We start from the raw sequence: 16,837 nt of genomic DNA, 5'->3' as shown, positions 1-16,837 counted from the left end.
CTATGGTTAATAAAAATAATAGTTAACAGAGTTATCCAATTTTATAAGAACAAGTAAAGGAAACTTCTGATGACCAAGCCGTTGAACCGGGCATGGGTGCCCGTTGTGCTGCTTTCGCTATGCCAGTACACGTATGCTGCGAACCCGTTGGAAGGGAGCCGGCCAGGCCGGCCCGGCGCGCCGCGCTGGGTCGAGGACTACCGCTTCCTCGATGACCCCGCCAAGGCCAGTGACCCGCTCGATGGGCTGCGCTACCACCGGTTGTCCGAGTCGGCCTGGCTGCAGCTTGGCGCGGAGGCCCGCTACCGTGCCGACGCATTGAACCAACCCTTCTTCGGTTTGCGGGGCCTGAAAGACGACTCCTACCTGCTGCAACGCTTGCAGGCACATGCCGACTTGCACCTGTTCGATGACAGGCTGCGCACGTTCTTGCAGGTGGAAAACACCCGCGCCTTCGGTAAGGACCTGTATTCGCCCAACGACGAGGGCCGCAACGAAATCCGCCAGGCCTTCATCGACTTCAATCATGACTTTGCCGCAGGCCGGTACACCACCCGCGTCGGTCGTCAGGAAATGGCCTATGGCGATCAGGTCTTCGTCACCTACCGAGACGCGCCGAACCTGCGCCTGAGCTTCGATGGCGTGCGCGCCAGCCTCAACCTCAAGCGCGGCTACAAGCTCGACGCCTTCGCCGTCAGGCCACTGAAAACCGGTGAGGACAGCTGGGATGACGGCAGCAACAACGCGGTGAAGTTCTATGGGCTGTACAGCACGTTGCCGCTGACCCCCAGCTGGAACATGGACCTGTTCGGCTTTGGCCTGCAGACCGACGCGCGCAGCCTGGCTGGCGAGGTCGGCGACGAGCAGCGCTACACCTTCGGCACTCGCCTGTTCGGCCGCTATCAAGCGCTTGACTGGAGCTGGAACCTGGCTGGCCAGCGGGGCCACCTGGGCGGCGCATCGATCCGCGCCTGGGCGCTGTCGAGTGACAGTGGCTATACCTTCGCCCACCCGTGGCAACCCCGCCTGGGGCTGCGCGTCGATGCTGCCAGCGGCGATGGCGAGCCTGGCGATGGCAAGGTCGGTACGTTCGACCCGCTGTTCCCGCGCAACGGCGTGTATGGCGAAGCCAGCCTGACCACCTTGAGCAACTTGATCGTGGTCGGGCCCACGTTCGGGTTTTCGCCTTCGCGCACGGTGCGCTTCGAGCCGGCCGTGCTGGCGGTGTGGAAGCAACGCGAAGAGGACGGGGTGTACATGCCGGGCATGAGCATGCTGGCCAACACCCGGGGAACCGGGCGCCATGTCGGCACTATCTACCGGGCCAACGCCCGTTGGCTGGCCACACCCAATCTCACGCTGGACCTGGACCTCAAGTACTACGACGTTGGCGCTGGCATCAAGGAGGCCGGCGGCGAAGATTCTTCGATCGTTTCATTGCGTGCCACATTCAGGCTTTGACTTCTCGACCCATAACAACAACAGGGGCCACACATGAGTCATTCATCCACAGCTGCAAGAAAGCCGGTGCTCACCATCGGCCTGTGTTTTCTGGTGGCATTGCTTGAGGGCCTGGACCTTCAGGCCACCGGCGTCGCTGCACCGCACATGGCCAAGGAATTCGCGCTGACCTCGGCGATGCTCGGCTGGGTATTCAGCGCAGGGTTGCTCGGGCTGTTGCCGGGCGCGTTCATCGGCGGCTGGCTGGCCGACAGGCTGGGCCGAAAAGCGGTGTTGATCGTCGCGGTATTGCTGTTCGGTGGTTTTTCGCTTGGCACTGCGCATGCCGACAGCTACAGCACGCTGTTGATCGCACGGCTGGTGACAGGGTTGGGGCTTGGTGCAGCGCTGCCGATCCTGATCGCCCTGGCCAGCGAGGCGGCGCCGGAGCACCTGCGCAGTACTGCGGTGAGTGTGACCTACTGCGGCGTGCCGCTGGGTGGGGCGATCGCTTCGGTGATCGGCATGGCCGGGTTGGGTGAAGACTGGCGAGTGGTGTTCTACGTGGGCGGTATTGCGCCGATCGTGATTGCCCTGGTGCTGATGCTGTGGCTGAAAGAGTCCCAGGCGTTTCGCGCCCGGCCTGCTGCCAGCGCGGGTGATGCGGGGTTGCTGACCCAGCTGTTCGGGCCGGGGCAGGTTAGCCGCACGCTGCTGCTCTGGCTGGCGTGCTTCTTCACCCTCACTGTGCTGTACATGCTCCTGAACTGGTTGCCGTCGTTGTTGATGGGCCAGGGTTACAGCCGGCCGCAGGCGGGTGCGGTGCAGATCCTGTTCAACCTTGGCGGCGCAGCAGGCTCGTTCCTGACCGGGCGCATGATGGACCGCGGGCATGCCGGGCGTGCGGTGTTCATCGCCTACGCCGGGATGCTGGCCTCGCTGGCTGGGCTGGGGCTGTCGAGCAGTTTTGCGCTGATGCTGGTGGCGGGCTTTACCGCCGGTTATTGCGCCATTGGTGGGCAACTGGTGCTGTATGCGTTGGCACCCACGCTGTACCCCACCCACGTGCGCGCCACAGGCGTTGGCGCGTCTGTGGCAGTAGGTCGACTGGGCTCGATGGCCGGGCCGTTGGCTGCCGGGCAAATCCTGGCGGCGGGGGCGGGGGTAGGGGGCTTGCTGCTGGCGGCCTCACCCGGCCTGGTGGTGGCTGCGTTGGCAGCGCGCGCGTTGCTGGGGCAGCGTAAGCGCGCAGTTCTGCCTGCTGCGGCGCAGAACGCCGCGCCGTAGGCCTGCCTGTAGTGCAGGGGCTTTGCGGCCCATCGCAGGCAAGCCAGCTCCCACAGGGATCGCGTCAGGGCTGACAGGTGTTTGTCAGCAGATATGCAGCGCCTGTGAGATCGAGCGCCGCCCGCGCGGCGCTTCGCGGGTAAACCCGCTCCTACGTTTGTTTCGGGCCAATTATGCCTGTGGGATTTGCGCGCGAACACCTTGGCGCCCACCACGATATCGCGTCGTAAAAACAAGGCGGTCGCGCGCGTCCGGCACAGGCAATACTGGCCCGAAACAAACGTAGGAGCGGGTTTACCCGCGAAGCGCCGCGCGGGCGGCGCTCGATCTCACAGGCGCTGCATATCTGCTGGCAAACACTCAGTTCCCTGCTGCCAGCACCTGCGGGTTGGCCACGTTCTGCGGTGCCCCCCCGAAAAACGCCAGCACATTGTCGAAGGCATCACCGAAATACAGCTCGTAGCCGGTCTTTTCCACATACCCAAGGTGGGGCGTGGCCAGCACACGCGGGTGGCGCAGCAAGGGGTGGCCGGGGTCGAGCACCGGCTCCTGCTCGTACACATCCACCGCCGCATAACCTGGCCGGCCTGTATCCAGTGCTTGCAGCAACGCCCCTGGCGCAATCAGTTCCGCGCGGCTCACGTTCACCAGCAGGGCGTCCGCCTTCATGCGTGTCAGGTCGTCCAACGTTACCCGGTGCCGCGTTTGCTCGGACAGGCGCAAGTTCAGGCTGACAACATCCGCTTCGGCAAAAAACGCCTCGCGTGACGCCGCGGCCCGGTGCCCATCCGCCGCGGCTGCAGCCCGGCTGCTGTCGCTGCCCCACACCAGCACCGGCATGTCGAACGCCTGCGCATAGCGGGCCAGGCGTTGGCCGATCTTGCCGTAGCCCCAGATACCCAGCACCTGGCCAGCCAGTGCCTGCCCCAGGTTGACTTGCCAGTGGCCTTGGCGGAAGGCATCGATGGCCGGCACCAGTTGGCGGCGGGCATTGAGTATCAGCGCCCAGGCCAGCTCCGCTGGGGCGACTGGCGAGCCCCGGCCCTCGGTCACCACGATGCCACGGGCGGTACAGGCGGCCAGGTCGAGGTGGCTGGAGACCTTGCCGGTCTGGCTGATCAGCTTGAGGCTTGGCAGGCGATCGAGCAGGGCTGCGTCGATGCGGGTGCGTTCGCGGGTCAGTACCAGCGCGTCAGCGTCGGCAAAGCGTGCCGCCAATTGCTCGAGCGTCGCTGGCTGGGGGGCATGCAGTACGTGGACATCGTGCCCGTGCAGGCGACTGAAGCAGTCGAGGGTACGGATCACGTCCTGATAGTCGTCGGGGATGACAATGCGCATGGTGGTCGAGCCCTGGCAGTACTATGGGGGACCCACGATAACCCAACCTTCCCTGCGTTCAAGTGCCTACAAGGGGGGGTGACAGCTGCTCCACCAGAAAATCCACGAACACCCGCACCCGCGCCGGCATCGACGGCCCGCCCACGAACACGACATGGATCGGCTCGCGGTCGTCAGGGTTGTAGGCTTCCAGCAGCGGAAGCAGGCGCCCGCTGGCCAGGTCATCGGCCACCGTGAAGGTGCCGATGCGGGCCACGCCTGCCCCCAGCCTGGCCAGCTGTGCCAGTGCTTCGCCGCTGCTGCATTCGATGTTGCCCCGCACCTTCAACGCAAAGACCTCGCCGTCGCGGCGGAACGGCCAGTCTGCTACGGCCCGGCGGAAATTGAAGTGCAGGCAGTTGTGGCCGGCCAGGTCTTCAGGCACCAGCGGCGTACCGCAGCGCGCCAGGTACTCGGGCGAGGCCACGACCACCTGGCCGGTTTCGCCAATTGGGCGGGCGCTGAGCGAGCTGTCGGGCAGGTGGCCAAAGCGCAGCGCAACGTCGGCCTGGCCGGCGTGAATGTCGGCCACCTCGTCGCTGATGGTCAGGTCGACCAGTACCTGCGGGTAACGCGCGCTGAACGCCGCCAACAGCGGCACCACGGTCAAGCGGGCATGCCCTTGCGCGGCGCTGATGCGCAAGCGCCCGCGCGGCACGCCCTGGTCGGCGATCGCATCCTCGACTTCCTGCAGGTCGGCCAGCACCCGCCGCGCGCCGCGCAGGTATGCCTCGCCCTCGGGGGTCAAGGTCAGGGCGCGGGTGGTGCGCAGCAGCAGGCGGGTGCCCAGCCGGTGCTCGGTGCGGGCGAGAATGCGGCTGACCGCCGAAGGGGTCAGGTTCAAGGCGCGGGCGGCGGCAGACAGGCTGCCCGCGTCCGCCACCTTGGCGAAAACCGCCATTTCACCGGATCTACCGCTGAAGTCCATTTGTGCCTCGCAAGCAAAGGTGATTGGCAAAAAGGCTGTCTAGTGCGCCAGGGAAGCAGATCGTAGCATTTGCCGCACAGCTAAGGAGTTTTTGCCATGCGTATCAATCCACCTCTGGTCGCACTTGCCATCGGTGCCTTCGGCATCGGTGTCACCGAGTTTGCCCCCATGGGCATGTTGCCCAGCATCGCCACTGACCTTGGCGTTTCCATACCTGCTGCCGGGCTGTTGGTTAGTGCCTATGCCCTCGGTGTGCTGATCGGCGCACCGCTGATGACCCTGGCCACGGTAAGGATCCCGCGGCGTTACCTGTTGATCGGCTTGATGGCGATCTTCACCCTGGGCAACCTGATGTCGGCACTGGCCAGTGACTACGCCAGTTTGCTGGTTGCCCGCGTGGTCACGTCACTGAACCACGGCGCGTTCTTTGGCATCGGCTCGATCGTCGCCGCCAGCGTGGTACCGCCCGAGAAGCGCGCCGGGGCAGTGGCAGCGATGTTCATGGGCCTTACACTGGCCACCATCGGCGGGGTGCCGCTGGCCACCTGGTTTGGTGAAATGCTGGGCTGGCGCACGGCATTCTGGGGCATCGCCGGGCTTGGCCTGATCGCGATGACCACGCTGTGGTATGCACTGCCGAACGTACCCTCGCCCAAAGGCGACGGGGCCATGGCCGAAATCCGCGTGCTCGTGCGGGGGCCGGTGCTGGCGGCGTTGTTGCTGACCGTGGTGGGCTCCAGCGCCATGTTCACGGTGTTCACTTACATTGCGCCGATCCTGCAGAACGAGGCTGGCGCGTCCACCACGTTCGTCACCGCCATGCTGGTGCTGTTCGGTGTCGGCCTGACCTTGGGCAACGTGTGGGGCGGCAAGGCAGCGGACCGCTCAGTCGAGCGCACCTTGATCCTGTCGTTGGCGGTGCTGATTGCCGTGCTGCTGGTGTTCCCGCTGGTGCTGGACTGGCCACTGCCCACGGCACTGGCGATCCTGGTCTGGGGGGCGGCCAGCTTCGCCCTGGTGCCACCACTGCAGATGCGCGTGATGGAAGCGGCCAAGGATGCCCCCAACCTGGCCTCGGCGGTGAACATCGGTGCATTCAACCTGGGGAATGCGATCGGTGCGGCGCTGGGGGGCGCGGTGATCAATGTGGGGTTGGGCTACGCGGCGATTGCCCTGGCAGGGGCGACGATGGCGGCGCTGGGCCTGGTGTTGGTGCTGCTGTTTGCCTGGCGTGGCCGCGGGGCGGCCGTGGCACATTGCAATGTGCCAGGCTGACCGCGCCGAGTGGCTTTACGGGGTGCCGTTACGGCCATGCAGATGGTAAGCCGGGCGCTCGCTCAGGCGCTCGTAGTAGTCGCGCACAGCCGGTAGGTGCGGGTGCTCGAACGGCGTTTCGAACCAGCGGTTGACCGACAGGCCGATAGGAATATCGGCCAGGGTGAACTGGGCACCGGCCACGTAGGCCCCGGTGGTGGCCAGTTGCCGGTCGAGGATGTGCATGTAACGCGCCCAGTCCGCACAACCCGCCGCCAGCGCCACGGGGTCCTGGTGGGCGGGCGAATGCCTGACCAGCGACATGAACGCGTAGCTCCAGGCGCGGTTCAAGTCTGACGCTTGCCAATCGATCCATTGGTCGATCCTGGCCCGTGCCTGTGCTTCGCCGGGGTAGAACGCGGTGGCGCCATAGCGGTTGGCCAGGTAGCGGATGATGCTGTTGGACTCCCACAGGGTGAAGTCGCCATCCTGGATCACCGGAACCATGGCGTTGGGGTTCAATGCCAGGAATTGCGCGGTGTCGGTGGCCTTGAAGCCCGAACCCCAGTCTTCGCGTTCGAAGGCGACCTCGAATTCGGCACAGGCCCACAGGACTTTTCGCACGTTGATGGAAGAGGCTCTGCCCAATATCCGTAGCATGATGTTCGTCCTGAGTGGGGGTGGTTGATCGTCCGCCACTGCCCGGTCTCGGTCAAGGGGCAGGGTGCAAGGGGGGGGCGGCACGGTAATTTTGTAGGGCATTTCCGAAAATGAGCCGTTCCAGGCTCAAGTCATTGTGGTGGCCCAGGCCGCCGCCTAGTCTCGGCACGCTCAACCCCCCGAGGAATGAACATGGAAAACGACACCCCCGAAGACAACAACACGCTCAATGTGGTGGCGGCGGCCAGCCGTTTCGGCCACCCCGATGCCGAACTGGTGCACATGCGGCCGCAGTTGCCGATACGAACCGCGCTGACGGAAGCCTCGGCCATCATGGGCTGCATTACTGAAATCACGCGCAAGGCCATCGACCGGCCAAGTGACCGCAAGGTGATGATCAAGGCCACGTTCTACCTGGCGGGCATGGCCAAGGCGCTGGTCGATGGCCAGCTGCTGCAGATGCGCCAGGCGCGCGAGAAGGAGAGCATCGAGTAGACAGGGTTGCCTGGGGGCCATGAACTTGGCACCCTTGGGCGGTTTGAATCGTCTGCATCACCTCAAAAGGAGGTTCGCATTGAGTTGGGACAAGGTGGGGAAGCTCCTGGTCGCGGTGCTGGTTGGCCTGATGGTCCTGTCGGCCGCCTACGCGTTGTTCAGGGGCAACCCGCGGCTGGAAGCGTCACTGACGTATGCCTACCTCACCTATCCTGGCCAGTTCAGCGAGCGCATCAGCAAAGCCAGCGACCAGCTCAAGTATGAGCAGTTGCAGGGGCGCATCAACAGCATCAGCCAGGGGCAGTTGAGCCACGATCAGGTCGAGCGCCTGGTCGAACTGGCTCAGTTGCCGTACGCCCAGCTGTTCGCCAAACCGTTCGAGGCGGGGTTGGTGGACCACCGTACCGGCTTGCTCATCGAGCTGCACAACAGTGGCGATGCGCCGGTGCGCCAGGTCAAAGTGCGCCTGCCAGGCAAAGGCCTGGTGCAGGTGCGCGATGCTGCTGGCAACGACACACTGCTGGAGCAGGCTACCGCGCAAGTCGACATCCCTGTCATCGAGCCGGGTAGCCGGTGCAAGGTGTGGGTGTATTTCGACGCCGATTATTCCCAGATCCGCCAGGGCGGCGTCAGCATTACCCATGCCGACGGCGCAGCCAATGTGCAGGTGTATCACGAAGTGATCGGCTTCCCGGCAACCGTGGCCCGCTACAGCCGCGAGCTCATGGGGCTGCTGGTGGTACTGGCGCTGGGTGTGCTGGGCCTGGGTTACGCGCTGCTGGCTCGCCGCGCAGCGCAGCGTTAGGCGCTGCGCCGCAGAGCCCAGGCGCCTGCCTTACTGTTGAGCCTCGCGACTGGCCGTCTGCTGCTCACCCGCTGCCTTGCCCCCAGGCAACTGATCGAACGGGTGCAAGCCGGCTTTGCGGTAGGGGTCGCCGATCCAGCGCGGTGCCGCCACGAATTGCGCGCTCACCAGGCTCTTGGCCGGCTCGAAGCCGTCATAGCTCAAACCGGCAAGATCCGACAGCGTATGGATCAGGTGCGAGCTGCTGTACGGGCGCTTGGCCATCGCCTGCAGGTCCCGCGGGTGCTGGGCCTGCCAGCTGGGTGAGGTCCACACCAGGAACGGAATGGTGTACATCGGCCGGGTCGGCGCGCTTTCGTTGCGCCCCAGGCGGTCGTGGTTGCCAGAACTGTATACGTCCTCACCATGGTCGGACAGGTAGACCAGAAAGCCATTCGGGCTGCCGGCAGCGTAGCGCTTGATCAGGCTCGACACCACGAAGTCGTTGTAGCGCACTGCGTTGTCGTAGAAATTGTAGGTTTTCACCTGGTCATCGGTCAGTGCACTTGGTGCGCCCTGCTTGTCGGTGAAGTGCGCATAGGCGTCCGGGTAGCGGTAGCGGTAGTCCATGTGGGTGCCCAGCAGGTGCACGATGATGAACTTGTTGGGGGCCGGGTCTTGCAGGGCCTTCTCGAACGGTGCGAGCACCACGTCATCGTACTGGCTGGCATTCTGGTTGCGCTGGTTGTTCAGGTACACCGGCACGTCCGTCTGCTGCGAGAAGGTGGTGAGCATGGTGTTGCGCTTGGTCATGGTTTGTTGGTTGGTGATCCAGAAGGTCTTGTAGCCTGCCTGTTTCATCAGGTTGATCAGCGATGGGTCGGTGAGGAACCGGTCCGGGGCCTGCTCGTCGCCGAAGGTCAGAATCTGCTGCATCACTTCGATGGTGTAGGGGCGGGGTGACACCACATCGCGGAATACGGTCAAACCCTTGTCGTCGGCGGCCAGCGCGTCGAGGTTGGGGGTGGTGTCACGGTTGTAGCCATACAGGTGCATGTGCTCGCGGGTGGTCGATTCGCCCAGCACCAGGACCAGCGTACGCGGTGCCGAACCGCTGTTGTCACGCAGGTTCTGCAGGGGCGGCAGGGCAGCATTCTGCGCCAGCAGCGCCTGCATGTTGTCCAGTTGCTGGCGGTACTGGCGGTAGCCGACCAGCAATTGCCAAGGCACTGCAGGTTCCATGCGCTGCTGTACCTTTTCCAGCGCATCGGCAAAATTGCGCTCCTGGGTGACCATTTGCTTGTAGAACGGCAGCACCAGGTTGGCTGCCAGCAACAGCACCACCACTGGCAGGCGGCTGCGCAGCGGCAGGTAGACCGGGCGCACGCGGCGCCACAGCAGCACTGCCCCCACGGTGTACAGCAGCAACGCTAGGCCCAGCCAGGCACTGAAGTACTGGCTGAAGTACTCACCAGCCTCGGCGGTGTTGGACTCGAACATCACGAAGATGACGCTCTGCGAAAACTCCTGGCGATAAATGCCGAAATAGCTCAGGCCAACCAGCGAAGCAGCCCACAGCAGCAGGCCGATGAGCGCCGCAGTGGCGCGGGTAAGGCGGGGCAGCAGCAGCACCGGGGCCAGCCACAGGCTGCTGAGGAAGAACGCATCACGGAAACCCGAGAAACCGGTAGTGCCACTGAACAGCAGCAGTGCCTGGGTGACGCCAGAGAAATACCAGAAGAACAGCAAGAGCCAGCCCAGGCCGGCCCAGTCCACGCGGGAAGGGGAAGTGGTATGTGACACGTGTGCCTCGTCGTACCTTGGTAGCCCGCAAATATGTGCGTGGCCGGAAAGGGCGTGACGCTAATCTGTGGACTGTGAAAATAACGTCAAGGCGAGAAGCCATCGGGCCTTGGTCGTAGCCCGCTGCGCAGCAGCCGTGCGCAGCGGGTTGCTTGCACGGGTATGATGGCGGCAGCTAAACCGTACTCAAAGGCCGTGTGGACCATGAACCGTCGTAAGAAGATCAAGCAGCTGTTGCAGGCGCACCAGAAGAAAGCCAGCGCCAAACTCGCGCCGCGCAAGCCCAGGTACATCTGCAAGGCTGACCGTTTGAAGCTGGAAACAGAAGGGGTGGGTGCTGCCCCACTCCAGGCTGACTGAAGCGCCAGCAGCCGGTGTGTCGGCTTCAGCGGCGGTAGTGCCGGTGCTCGTCATAGTGGCGTTGGTGCATCGCCCGCTCATGGCGGCGCTCCCAATCCCGGCGGCGTTCCCAGTCACGTCGCCGCTCCCAGTCGCGCCGGGCCTGCTCGCGGCGCCACTGCTCGCGGCGCCAGTCGCCCCTGTGGTCGTGCCAGCGGTGGTCATCATGGGCCAGCAGGGTCGCCGGCTGAACAGCGGCCGCACTGGCCACGCTCGGCCAAGGGTTGCTGGCCGCAGGCAACGCTGGCTGAACGGCCGGGGCCGCCACCTCGACCGGTTTCAGTGGCAGGGCCGAAGCCGTGCCCGCTGCTGCAAGCGAGAACAGACCGAACAGCATCCACCTGGCGACTTGTATTTTCATGAGCGAAGCCCACCTCTGATCACAATTGAGCTATCAGGCCAGCGGTGAGGCAAGCCGCTTCGCCTGCCGTGACCGTTCTGAGCCACTCTCATAGACCAGTAACCAGGAAAAAGTTCGCTGCAGCAATAACTTGTACAACTCTGCGGCATGCAACCCGCGCCGCCCAAACCGGATCAGCGTTCGGCAAACACCGCGCGCAGGTGGCTGCGGTAATGCTCGAACGCAGCGATTGCGCCGTTTATCGCCTCGGCCTCTTGCTGTTCATCCAGCGCCAGGGCGTCCAAACGGGCCACAAACTCACGCCAATGCAGTGCACGGCCATCAGGGTGCGGGGCCAAGTGGCTGGCGCCCTGGTCTTCACCCAGGCCCAGGCGTTGGGTGTACTTGAACAGAAACGCAGCCCCCAGGTTCGACCCCTCGCTGCAATACAGCCAGCCCAACGCCTGCGCCGGGCTGGCGCACACCGCAGGTGGCGGCGGTGGCGTGGGCAGGCCCAGGTCCAGCAGGTCGGCCTGCACCGCGGCAAACCTTGACAACGCCGACAGCCCCGGCAGTTGCCGATTGAGCTGCGGGTCCTGATACAACGCCAGCAAGCTGCCATGAAAACCATGCTGCACCTGCAGGAACCGGCCGTAGCGCTCGCGGCTCTCAAACGGCCGTGCCGCCATGACCAGCTGATCGACGCTGTCATGGTCGCGGCTGCTGGCCGCTTTCAAGCGTTGGCAGCGGCCTGGCTGCGAAACGGAGGGGGGGGCTGCGGTCATCGGTATATCCGTGGCATGAACGTAATGCGCCCATCATGCTTGCCACCCCGGCCAGCAGCAAGCATTGCGCGGTGTCAGGCGCCTGCACGGCTGGAGCCCTTGCGCGAGCCGGCTGAGCCGTCGCGGGCAAACAACCCATGGACCACTGCGCGCAACCAGCGGTTACCCCCGTCCTGGTGGTAGCGGGCGTGCCAGTGCTGCTTGACCGTGAAACCCTCGACCGCGAACGGGCAGTCGTGCACCTGCAAATCATGCATGTCGGCCAACGTCTGCCCGATATGGCGGGGCAGTGTGGCGATCAGGTCGGTGCTCCGGAGGATCATGCCCAGGCCCAGGAACGCCGGTAGCTCCAGCACGATGCGGCGCTCGATGCCGGCCCGCGCCAGTGCCGTTTCCAGCAGCTTCTGGCCGGTGCCGGCGCTGATCTGCACATGGCCTTCGGCGTGGTAGCAGGCCATGCTCAGGCCGCCGGCCAGGCGCGGGTGCCCGCGTGCGCTCAGGCACACCCAGTCCTGGTCGAACAGCACTTGCTGGTACATGCCACCGCCCAGCCACGGTACGAAGCCGATCGCCAGGTCAGCTTCACCCGACTCCAGCGCGCTTTCGCTGTTGCCATCGATGCGTACCGCCTCCAGGCGAATGCCGGGCGCGTGGCTGCGCACGTGGTTGAGGATGCTGGGCAGCAAAGTGATGTGGCTGGCGTCGCTCACACACAGGCGAAAGCGCCGTTGTGCGGTAGCGGGTTGGAACTGCGGTTCCCAGGCCGCCAGCCGGCGCAGTGATTCGAGGACTTCGCGGCACGGCCCGATCAACTGGTCGGCGCGCGGGGTGGGCGCCATGCCCCCAGGGGTGCGCACGAACAGCGGGTCGTTCAGTTGTTCGCGCAGGCGGCCCAGCCAGATGCTGATGGTCGGCTGGCTCTGCCCCAGCTGTTCAGCGGCGCGGGTAACGCTACGGCAGTGATAGAGCACGTCGAACAGTTGCAGCAGCTTGGGTTCGGGCAGTACCGGGGCAGCGGTCATTATTGCAAATCTCAATGGGGCTATTTGCCGCATTGTATAGCGCTAATAAGCGTGGCTGCATAATGTGATCGCAAACCACGGAGGTCTGCGATTTGAAAATCTGCATTCTGGGCGCCGGCGCCCTGGGCTGCGCCATCGGCGCGGCATTGAGCGAAGCCGGGCATGAAACCTGGCTGCTCAACCGAGGCCGTGCGCATGTCGAGGCCATCAACCAGCACGGCCTGCAGGTGCAGGATGAGCGCGGCCAGCGCCAGGTCCGCGTGCACGCGGCGACGTGCGCCGATGAGGTGGGGGTGGCCGACCTGGTGGTGGTCCTGGTGAAGTCGTTCCACACCGCCGAGGCGATCGCTGGGGCCACGGCGCTTCTGGGCCCGCAAACGCTGCTGCTGTCGCTGCAGAACGGCCTGGGGCACGAAGATATCCTGGCCCAGGCGGCCGGCCGCGAGCGGGTACTGGCTGGCAAGACCTATGTCGGCGGCGTGCTGCTGGCGCCGGGGGCGATCCGCGCCGGGGTGGCCGGCAAGCAGACCCACATCGGTGAACTGAACGGCCAGCGCAGCCCCCGCGTGCAGGCTATCGCCGAGGTATTCAACGGTGCAGGCCTGGCCACCACGGTCAGCGACAACATCCTCGGCACCATGTGGGACAAGCTGCTGGTCAACGTCGCCACCGGTGCGCTCAGTGCCATCACCAGGCTCAGCTATGGCCAGCTGTACAGCGAGCCGCTGCTGGCGAGCACCGCCAAGGCGGCCGTTGCCGAAGCGATCGCGGTGGCCGAGCGCGCCGGTATCCGCCTGAGCCTGACCAGCCCCGAGGCAGCCTGGCAACTGGCCGCCGAAGGCCTGCCGGCGAGCTTTCGCACCTCGATGCTGCAAAGCCTGGAAAAAGGCTCGATCACTGAAATTGACTTCATCAACGGTTCCGTCGTGCGCTGGGGCCAGCGCCACGGCGTCGCCACCCCCGTCAACGCCACCCTGGTGGCGTGTATCAAAGGCATCGAACGTGCGATGGCCGACCAGCAGAACAAGGACAACCCATGAGCCAGCCGAAAGCCTACCTCGAACACGTCGCCTTCTGGGTGCGTGACATCAACTGGCATATCCGCTTTTTCAGTGAGGTGTGCGGCATGACCCTGCGCGAGTCGCAGGGTGACCCCGAGCAGCCGACCCAGTACTGGACCCTCGGCGGCCTGCAGTTCATCCACCAGCCCGACTTTGCAGGGCCTGAAGGGCGCATGGCGCACTTGGGGATCATGTGCGAAGACCTGGAAGCGGTGCTGGCGGCAGCACAGCGTTTCGGCGTCAGTGCAATGCCGCAGGGCCGCAACTGGCTGCGCTTGCCCGACGGCCTGGCGGTGGAGTTCATCCAGGCATTGCCGAAGGCGACGGTGGCCCAGGCACTGGCTATCAACCCACGTGCGCAGGTGCAGCCATGAGCGTGACTGAAAAGTACTGGGACGACGCCCGCGAGGGCGATGAATGCATCAGCCCGAGCTACACCGTCACCCGCGAACGCATCCTGGCCTATGCCGACCTGACCGGTGACCATACCCCGGTGCATGTCGATGAGGCGTATGCCAATGCCAGCCACTTTGGCTGCCTGGTTGCCCACGGCCTGTTCGGCCTGTCGATCGCCGATGGCTTGAAGACCCAATGCGATTACCGCTTCGTGCCGGGCATGTCACTGGGCTGGACCTGGGATTTCGTGTTGCCGATCAAGGTCGACGATGTGCTGCATGTGCGCATGCGCGTTGGCGCGATGCGCCTGAGTAAAAGCCGCCCGGGTTGGGGCATCGTGGTCCTGCCGTCGGAGCTGATCAACCAGCACGGCCAGGTCGTGCAACGCGGCGAGCACCGGCTGATGGTGCCGTGCAAGGGGGCAGCATGAGCCAGGCATTGCCATTGGCGGGTATCCGCGTCATCGACTACAGCCATTTTCTTGCCGGGCCTTATGTAGGGCGTTGCCTGGCGGCGCTGGGCGCCGAGGTGATCAAGGTTGAACGGCCAGGCAGCGGCGACGCCGGTCGCCAGCACGCATTCACCCTGGATGACCAGCAAAGCGGTTACTTCCTGCAACTGAACATGGGCAAGCAGGGCGTCAGCGTCAACATGAAGGACCCACGCGGCAAGGCCTTCATGCAGCGCCTGTCCGATTCGGCCGACGTGTTCATCGAAAACTACCGGCCGGGCGCGCTGGACAAGCTGGGGTTGGGCTATGCCGAGCTGGCGGCGCGCAACCCGCGGTTGGTGTACTGCTCGATTTCCGCCTATGGCCACACGGGGCCGGATGCACACCGTGCCGGCTTCGGGCTGATCGCCGAGGCCAAGAGCGGGATCATGCAGATGGTTGGCGTGCCGGGCGAAGCACCGCCGTTGCTGCGCATTTCGCTGGGCGACATGTACACCGGCATCCACGCCGTGGCAGCCATCAATGCCGCCTTGCTTGGGCGCCTCAGCAGTGGCCGTGGCCAGCACATCGACATGGCCTTGTACGACACGCTGGTGTCGATGCATGAGTACGCGGTGCAGTGCTTCACGCTGTCCAACGGCACCGTACTGCCCGAGCAGACTGGCCATGACATGCCCACCTCGACATTGTATGGGGTGTTCCGTGCCGCCGACGGCGACCTGGTCATCGCCGCCCAGGTCGATGACGCCTGGCGGCGCTTTGCCGCCATGCTTGAAGCCAATGGCGGCCCGGCAGGTTTTGCCAGCGACAGCCGCTACCACAGTGTGAATGGCCGCAATGCCCACCGCGAGGCAATTCTGGCGGTGGTGCGCGATTGGGTAGGCGCGCGGCCAGTGGCGGCTATCCTGGCCTTGCTCGATGCCATCGACGTGCCCAGCGCCAAGGTACAGCGTATCGACGAGGTGCTGGCCGACCCGCAGATTCAGGCGCGCAACATGGTCGTCGAACAGCATCACCCGCGCTATGGCACCCTGCGCCTGCCCAACCTGCCGTTCCGTTTTTCCGACTGCGACACCACCATCCACCAGGTGGCCCCGGACCTGGGCCAGCACAACGCCGAAGTCGCCGCCGGGCTTGGCTTCAGCGCCGAAGAAATCACCGCCATGCAGGCAGACGGGGTGCTGTTCACCCATGGAGAGGCACGATGAGCGACCGCTATGCAGTGATCGGCCGACCGATCAACCACACCAAGTCTCCGCTGATCCACGGGCTGTTCGCCCAAACCTGTGGCCAGCAGCTGGAATATGGCGCAATCGAGGGGTCGCTGGAGGGCTTCGAGGCCCAGGTGCTGGCGTTCCGCGGTGAGGGCGGGCTGGGCATGAACATCACGGCACCGTTCAAGCTGCGCGCCTTCGAACTGGCCGAGCGCTGCAGCGAACGGGCGCAGCTGGCCCGCGCAGCCAACGCCCTGAAGTTCGAGAACGGCGGCATCGTGGCAGAGAACTTCGATGGTATAGGCCTGCTGCGCGATATCGAGGTCAACCTCGGGGAGCCGCTGCGTGCGCGTCGTGTGCTGGTGCTGGGGGCGGGCGGCGCGGTGCGTGGGGCGCTGCTGCCGTTCCTGCAGACCGGCCCTGCCGAGCTGGTGATCGCCAACCGCGACATGGCCAAGGCCGTGGCGCTGCGCAATGAGCTGAATCACCCGCGGCTGCGTATCAGCCGGTACGAAGAACTGCCGGGGCAGGCTTTCGATATCGTGGTCAACGCCACCTCTGCCAGCCTGGTCGGTGAGTTGCCACCGCTGCCTGCCGAGGCCTTGGCCAATACCCGGCTGGCGTACGAACTGGCTTATGGCAAAGGCCTCACGCCATTCCTGCGCCTGGCCCGTGAGCAAGGTGTGGCGCGCCTGGCCGATGGTGTGGGCATGCTGGTGGAGCAGGCGGCAGAGGCGTTTGCCTGGTGGCGCGGGGTGCGCCCCGAAACCGGTGCCGTGATCGATCGCCTGACCATCGCGCTGGAGTAGGCCTATGGTTGCCAACGTGCCCGTGCAGCTCCGCGCCCACGAACGGCGGCTCGGTTGCCCATGACCGGGCCGCCAACGCAACGCCCTGGCACCCTGGCCCACCCGGCAGCCGCCCAGCGCTCGCGCCAGACCACCTGCACTGCCTTGCTGGTTGCCATCACGTTCTTCATGGAGACCCTGGACGCCACCGTCATTGCCAACGCGGCGTGGCCCTGCTGGACGGCCTGCGTTTGCCGGCCAATGCCGGCGACCAGGTGTTGCGCAACTGAGGCAATGGGCTGCGTTGCAGCCCATCCCGCCGGCGAGCCCACAGCACGCGGGTGCAGCGCAAA

18 protein-coding genes are annotated in these 16,837 nt (G+C 65.0%); 11 read left to right on the top strand and 7 right to left on the bottom strand.

Features of this window, described 5'->3' with window-relative positions; translation table 11 throughout:
• Nucleotides 1-69 precede the first annotated feature (69 nt).
• Both GEV39_RS13965 and mhpT read left to right on the top strand, forming a co-directional pair.
• The gene (locus tag GEV39_RS13965) at nucleotides 70-1,461 is read left to right on the top strand and encodes an alginate export family protein (protein ID WP_173889795.1); all 1,392 of its coding nucleotides are present in this window, start codon (nucleotides 70-72) and stop codon (nucleotides 1,459-1,461) included.
• A 33-nt stretch (nucleotides 1,462-1,494) separates the two neighbouring features.
• Nucleotides 1,495-2,727 carry a 3-(3-hydroxy-phenyl)propionate transporter MhpT gene (gene mhpT / locus GEV39_RS13960; RefSeq protein ID WP_173889793.1) on the top strand — a complete coding sequence of 411 codons (1,233 nt, stop codon included), beginning with the start codon at nucleotides 1,495-1,497 and terminating at the stop codon, nucleotides 2,725-2,727.
• Nucleotides 2,728-3,087: 360 nt separating this feature from the next.
• On the opposite strand, the gene GEV39_RS13955 is transcribed toward mhpT, so the two are convergent.
• Together GEV39_RS13955 and GEV39_RS13950 are read right to left on the bottom strand one after the other, a co-directional pair.
• The gene (locus tag GEV39_RS13955; protein WP_173889791.1) at nucleotides 3,088-4,065 is read right to left on the bottom strand and encodes a D-2-hydroxyacid dehydrogenase family protein; all 978 of its coding nucleotides are present in this window, start codon (nucleotides 4,063-4,065) and stop codon (nucleotides 3,088-3,090) included.
• Nucleotides 4,066-4,123: 58 nt separating this feature from the next.
• The gene (locus GEV39_RS13950) at nucleotides 4,124-5,032 is read right to left on the bottom strand and encodes a LysR family transcriptional regulator (protein WP_173889789.1); all 909 of its coding nucleotides are present in this window, start codon (nucleotides 5,030-5,032) and stop codon (nucleotides 4,124-4,126) included.
• Between the two features lie 96 nt (nucleotides 5,033-5,128).
• Here GEV39_RS13950 and GEV39_RS13945 point away from each other — a divergent pair, with 96 nt between their 5' ends.
• Entirely contained in the window at nucleotides 5,129-6,307 is a 1,179-nt protein-coding gene (locus GEV39_RS13945; protein WP_173889787.1) for an MFS transporter, read from the top strand.
• A gap of 15 nt (nucleotides 6,308-6,322) precedes the next feature.
• On the opposite strand, the gene GEV39_RS13940 is transcribed toward GEV39_RS13945, so the two are convergent.
• Entirely contained in the window at nucleotides 6,323-6,946 is a 624-nt protein-coding gene (locus tag GEV39_RS13940) for a glutathione S-transferase family protein (protein WP_173889786.1), read from the bottom strand.
• Between the two features lie 192 nt (nucleotides 6,947-7,138).
• Between GEV39_RS13940 and GEV39_RS13935 the strand changes: the two genes are divergently transcribed.
• Both GEV39_RS13935 and GEV39_RS13930 read left to right on the top strand, forming a co-directional pair.
• On the top strand, nucleotides 7,139-7,441 hold the full coding sequence (locus tag GEV39_RS13935) for a DUF3077 domain-containing protein (RefSeq protein WP_173889784.1): 303 nt from the start codon (nucleotides 7,139-7,141) through the stop codon (nucleotides 7,439-7,441).
• A 79-nt stretch (nucleotides 7,442-7,520) separates the two neighbouring features.
• Nucleotides 7,521-8,246 carry a hypothetical protein gene (locus tag GEV39_RS13930; RefSeq protein ID WP_029886081.1) on the top strand — a complete coding sequence of 242 codons (726 nt, stop codon included), beginning with the start codon at nucleotides 7,521-7,523 and terminating at the stop codon, nucleotides 8,244-8,246.
• 30 nt (nucleotides 8,247-8,276) lie between these two features.
• Here the strand turns inward: GEV39_RS13930 and GEV39_RS13925 are convergent, their stop codons facing one another.
• Entirely contained in the window at nucleotides 8,277-10,028 is a 1,752-nt protein-coding gene (locus GEV39_RS13925) for a phosphoethanolamine transferase CptA (RefSeq protein WP_173889782.1), read from the bottom strand.
• A 204-nt stretch (nucleotides 10,029-10,232) separates the two neighbouring features.
• Here GEV39_RS13925 and GEV39_RS13920 point away from each other — a divergent pair, with 204 nt between their 5' ends.
• Nucleotides 10,233-10,388 carry a DUF2986 domain-containing protein gene (locus tag GEV39_RS13920; RefSeq protein ID WP_173889780.1) on the top strand — a complete coding sequence of 52 codons (156 nt, stop codon included), beginning with the start codon at nucleotides 10,233-10,235 and terminating at the stop codon, nucleotides 10,386-10,388.
• 25 nt (nucleotides 10,389-10,413) lie between these two features.
• Here GEV39_RS13920 and GEV39_RS13915 read toward each other — a convergent pair whose 3' ends face one another.
• From GEV39_RS13915 to GEV39_RS13905, 3 genes are all read right to left on the bottom strand, one after another.
• Entirely contained in the window at nucleotides 10,414-10,788 is a 375-nt protein-coding gene (locus GEV39_RS13915; protein WP_249414275.1) for a hypothetical protein, read from the bottom strand.
• A 173-nt stretch (nucleotides 10,789-10,961) separates the two neighbouring features.
• Nucleotides 10,962-11,552: a biliverdin-producing heme oxygenase gene (locus tag GEV39_RS13910; RefSeq protein WP_173889778.1), complete on the bottom strand. Its 591-nt coding sequence runs from the start codon at nucleotides 11,550-11,552 to the stop codon at nucleotides 10,962-10,964.
• Nucleotides 11,553-11,626: 74 nt separating this feature from the next.
• On the bottom strand, nucleotides 11,627-12,574 hold the full coding sequence (locus GEV39_RS13905; RefSeq protein WP_173889776.1) for a LysR family transcriptional regulator: 948 nt from the start codon (nucleotides 12,572-12,574) through the stop codon (nucleotides 11,627-11,629).
• 92 nt (nucleotides 12,575-12,666) lie between these two features.
• Here GEV39_RS13905 and GEV39_RS13900 point away from each other — a divergent pair, with 92 nt between their 5' ends.
• From GEV39_RS13900 to aroE, 5 genes are read left to right on the top strand one after another with little or no spacing between them, the layout of a single operon-like run.
• A complete protein-coding gene (locus tag GEV39_RS13900; protein ID WP_173889774.1) occupies nucleotides 12,667-13,614 on the top strand; it encodes a ketopantoate reductase family protein in 948 nt (315 codons plus the stop codon).
• Nucleotides 13,611-14,009: a VOC family protein gene (locus GEV39_RS13895; protein ID WP_029886075.1), complete on the top strand. Its 399-nt coding sequence runs from the start codon at nucleotides 13,611-13,613 to the stop codon at nucleotides 14,007-14,009. Before GEV39_RS13900 ends, GEV39_RS13895 begins: the two co-directional genes overlap by 4 nt.
• Nucleotides 14,006-14,461, top strand: a complete 456-nt coding sequence (locus GEV39_RS13890) for a MaoC family dehydratase (protein WP_029886074.1) — start codon at nucleotides 14,006-14,008, stop codon at nucleotides 14,459-14,461. Before GEV39_RS13895 ends, GEV39_RS13890 begins: the two co-directional genes overlap by 4 nt.
• Nucleotides 14,458-15,690 carry a CaiB/BaiF CoA transferase family protein gene (locus GEV39_RS13885; protein WP_173889772.1) on the top strand — a complete coding sequence of 411 codons (1,233 nt, stop codon included), beginning with the start codon at nucleotides 14,458-14,460 and terminating at the stop codon, nucleotides 15,688-15,690. Before GEV39_RS13890 ends, GEV39_RS13885 begins: the two co-directional genes overlap by 4 nt.
• Nucleotides 15,687-16,505 carry a shikimate dehydrogenase gene (gene aroE / locus GEV39_RS13880; protein WP_173889770.1) on the top strand — a complete coding sequence of 273 codons (819 nt, stop codon included), beginning with the start codon at nucleotides 15,687-15,689 and terminating at the stop codon, nucleotides 16,503-16,505. Before GEV39_RS13885 ends, aroE begins: the two co-directional genes overlap by 4 nt.
• Nucleotides 16,506-16,837: the final 332 nt, after the last annotated feature.

It is taken from the genome of Pseudomonas sp. NY5710 (assembly GCF_013305665.1).
Lineage (GTDB): Bacteria > Pseudomonadota > Gammaproteobacteria > Pseudomonadales > Pseudomonadaceae > Aquipseudomonas > Aquipseudomonas juntendi.
Note: the sequence above shows the minus strand (reverse complement) of the source record. Positions and strands in the feature narration are given on the sequence as shown.

Coding starts and splice junctions, on each gene's coding strand:
- GEV39_RS13965 (WP_173889795.1), top strand. CDS start 70: ATGACCAAGCCGTTGAACCGGGCATGGGTGCCCGTTGTGCTGCTTTCG.
- mhpT (WP_173889793.1), top strand. CDS start 1,495: ATGAGTCATTCATCCACAGCTGCAAGAAAGCCGGTGCTCACCATCGGC.
- GEV39_RS13955 (WP_173889791.1), bottom strand. CDS start 4,065: ATGCGCATTGTCATCCCCGACGACTATCAGGACGTGATCCGTACCCTC.
- GEV39_RS13950 (WP_173889789.1), bottom strand. CDS start 5,032: ATGGACTTCAGCGGTAGATCCGGTGAAATGGCGGTTTTCGCCAAGGTG.
- GEV39_RS13945 (WP_173889787.1), top strand. CDS start 5,129: ATGCGTATCAATCCACCTCTGGTCGCACTTGCCATCGGTGCCTTCGGC.
- GEV39_RS13940 (WP_173889786.1), bottom strand. CDS start 6,946: ATGCTACGGATATTGGGCAGAGCCTCTTCCATCAACGTGCGAAAAGTC.
- GEV39_RS13935 (WP_173889784.1), top strand. CDS start 7,139: ATGGAAAACGACACCCCCGAAGACAACAACACGCTCAATGTGGTGGCG.
- GEV39_RS13920 (WP_173889780.1), top strand. CDS start 10,233: ATGAACCGTCGTAAGAAGATCAAGCAGCTGTTGCAGGCGCACCAGAAG.
- GEV39_RS13915 (WP_249414275.1), bottom strand. CDS start 10,788: ATGAAAATACAAGTCGCCAGGTGGATGCTGTTCGGTCTGTTCTCGCTT.
- GEV39_RS13910 (WP_173889778.1), bottom strand. CDS start 11,552: ATGACCGCAGCCCCCCCCTCCGTTTCGCAGCCAGGCCGCTGCCAACGC.
- GEV39_RS13905 (WP_173889776.1), bottom strand. CDS start 12,574: ATGACCGCTGCCCCGGTACTGCCCGAACCCAAGCTGCTGCAACTGTTC.
- GEV39_RS13895 (WP_029886075.1), top strand. CDS start 13,611: ATGAGCCAGCCGAAAGCCTACCTCGAACACGTCGCCTTCTGGGTGCGT.
- GEV39_RS13890 (WP_029886074.1), top strand. CDS start 14,006: ATGAGCGTGACTGAAAAGTACTGGGACGACGCCCGCGAGGGCGATGAA.
- GEV39_RS13885 (WP_173889772.1), top strand. CDS start 14,458: ATGAGCCAGGCATTGCCATTGGCGGGTATCCGCGTCATCGACTACAGC.
- aroE (WP_173889770.1), top strand. CDS start 15,687: ATGAGCGACCGCTATGCAGTGATCGGCCGACCGATCAACCACACCAAG.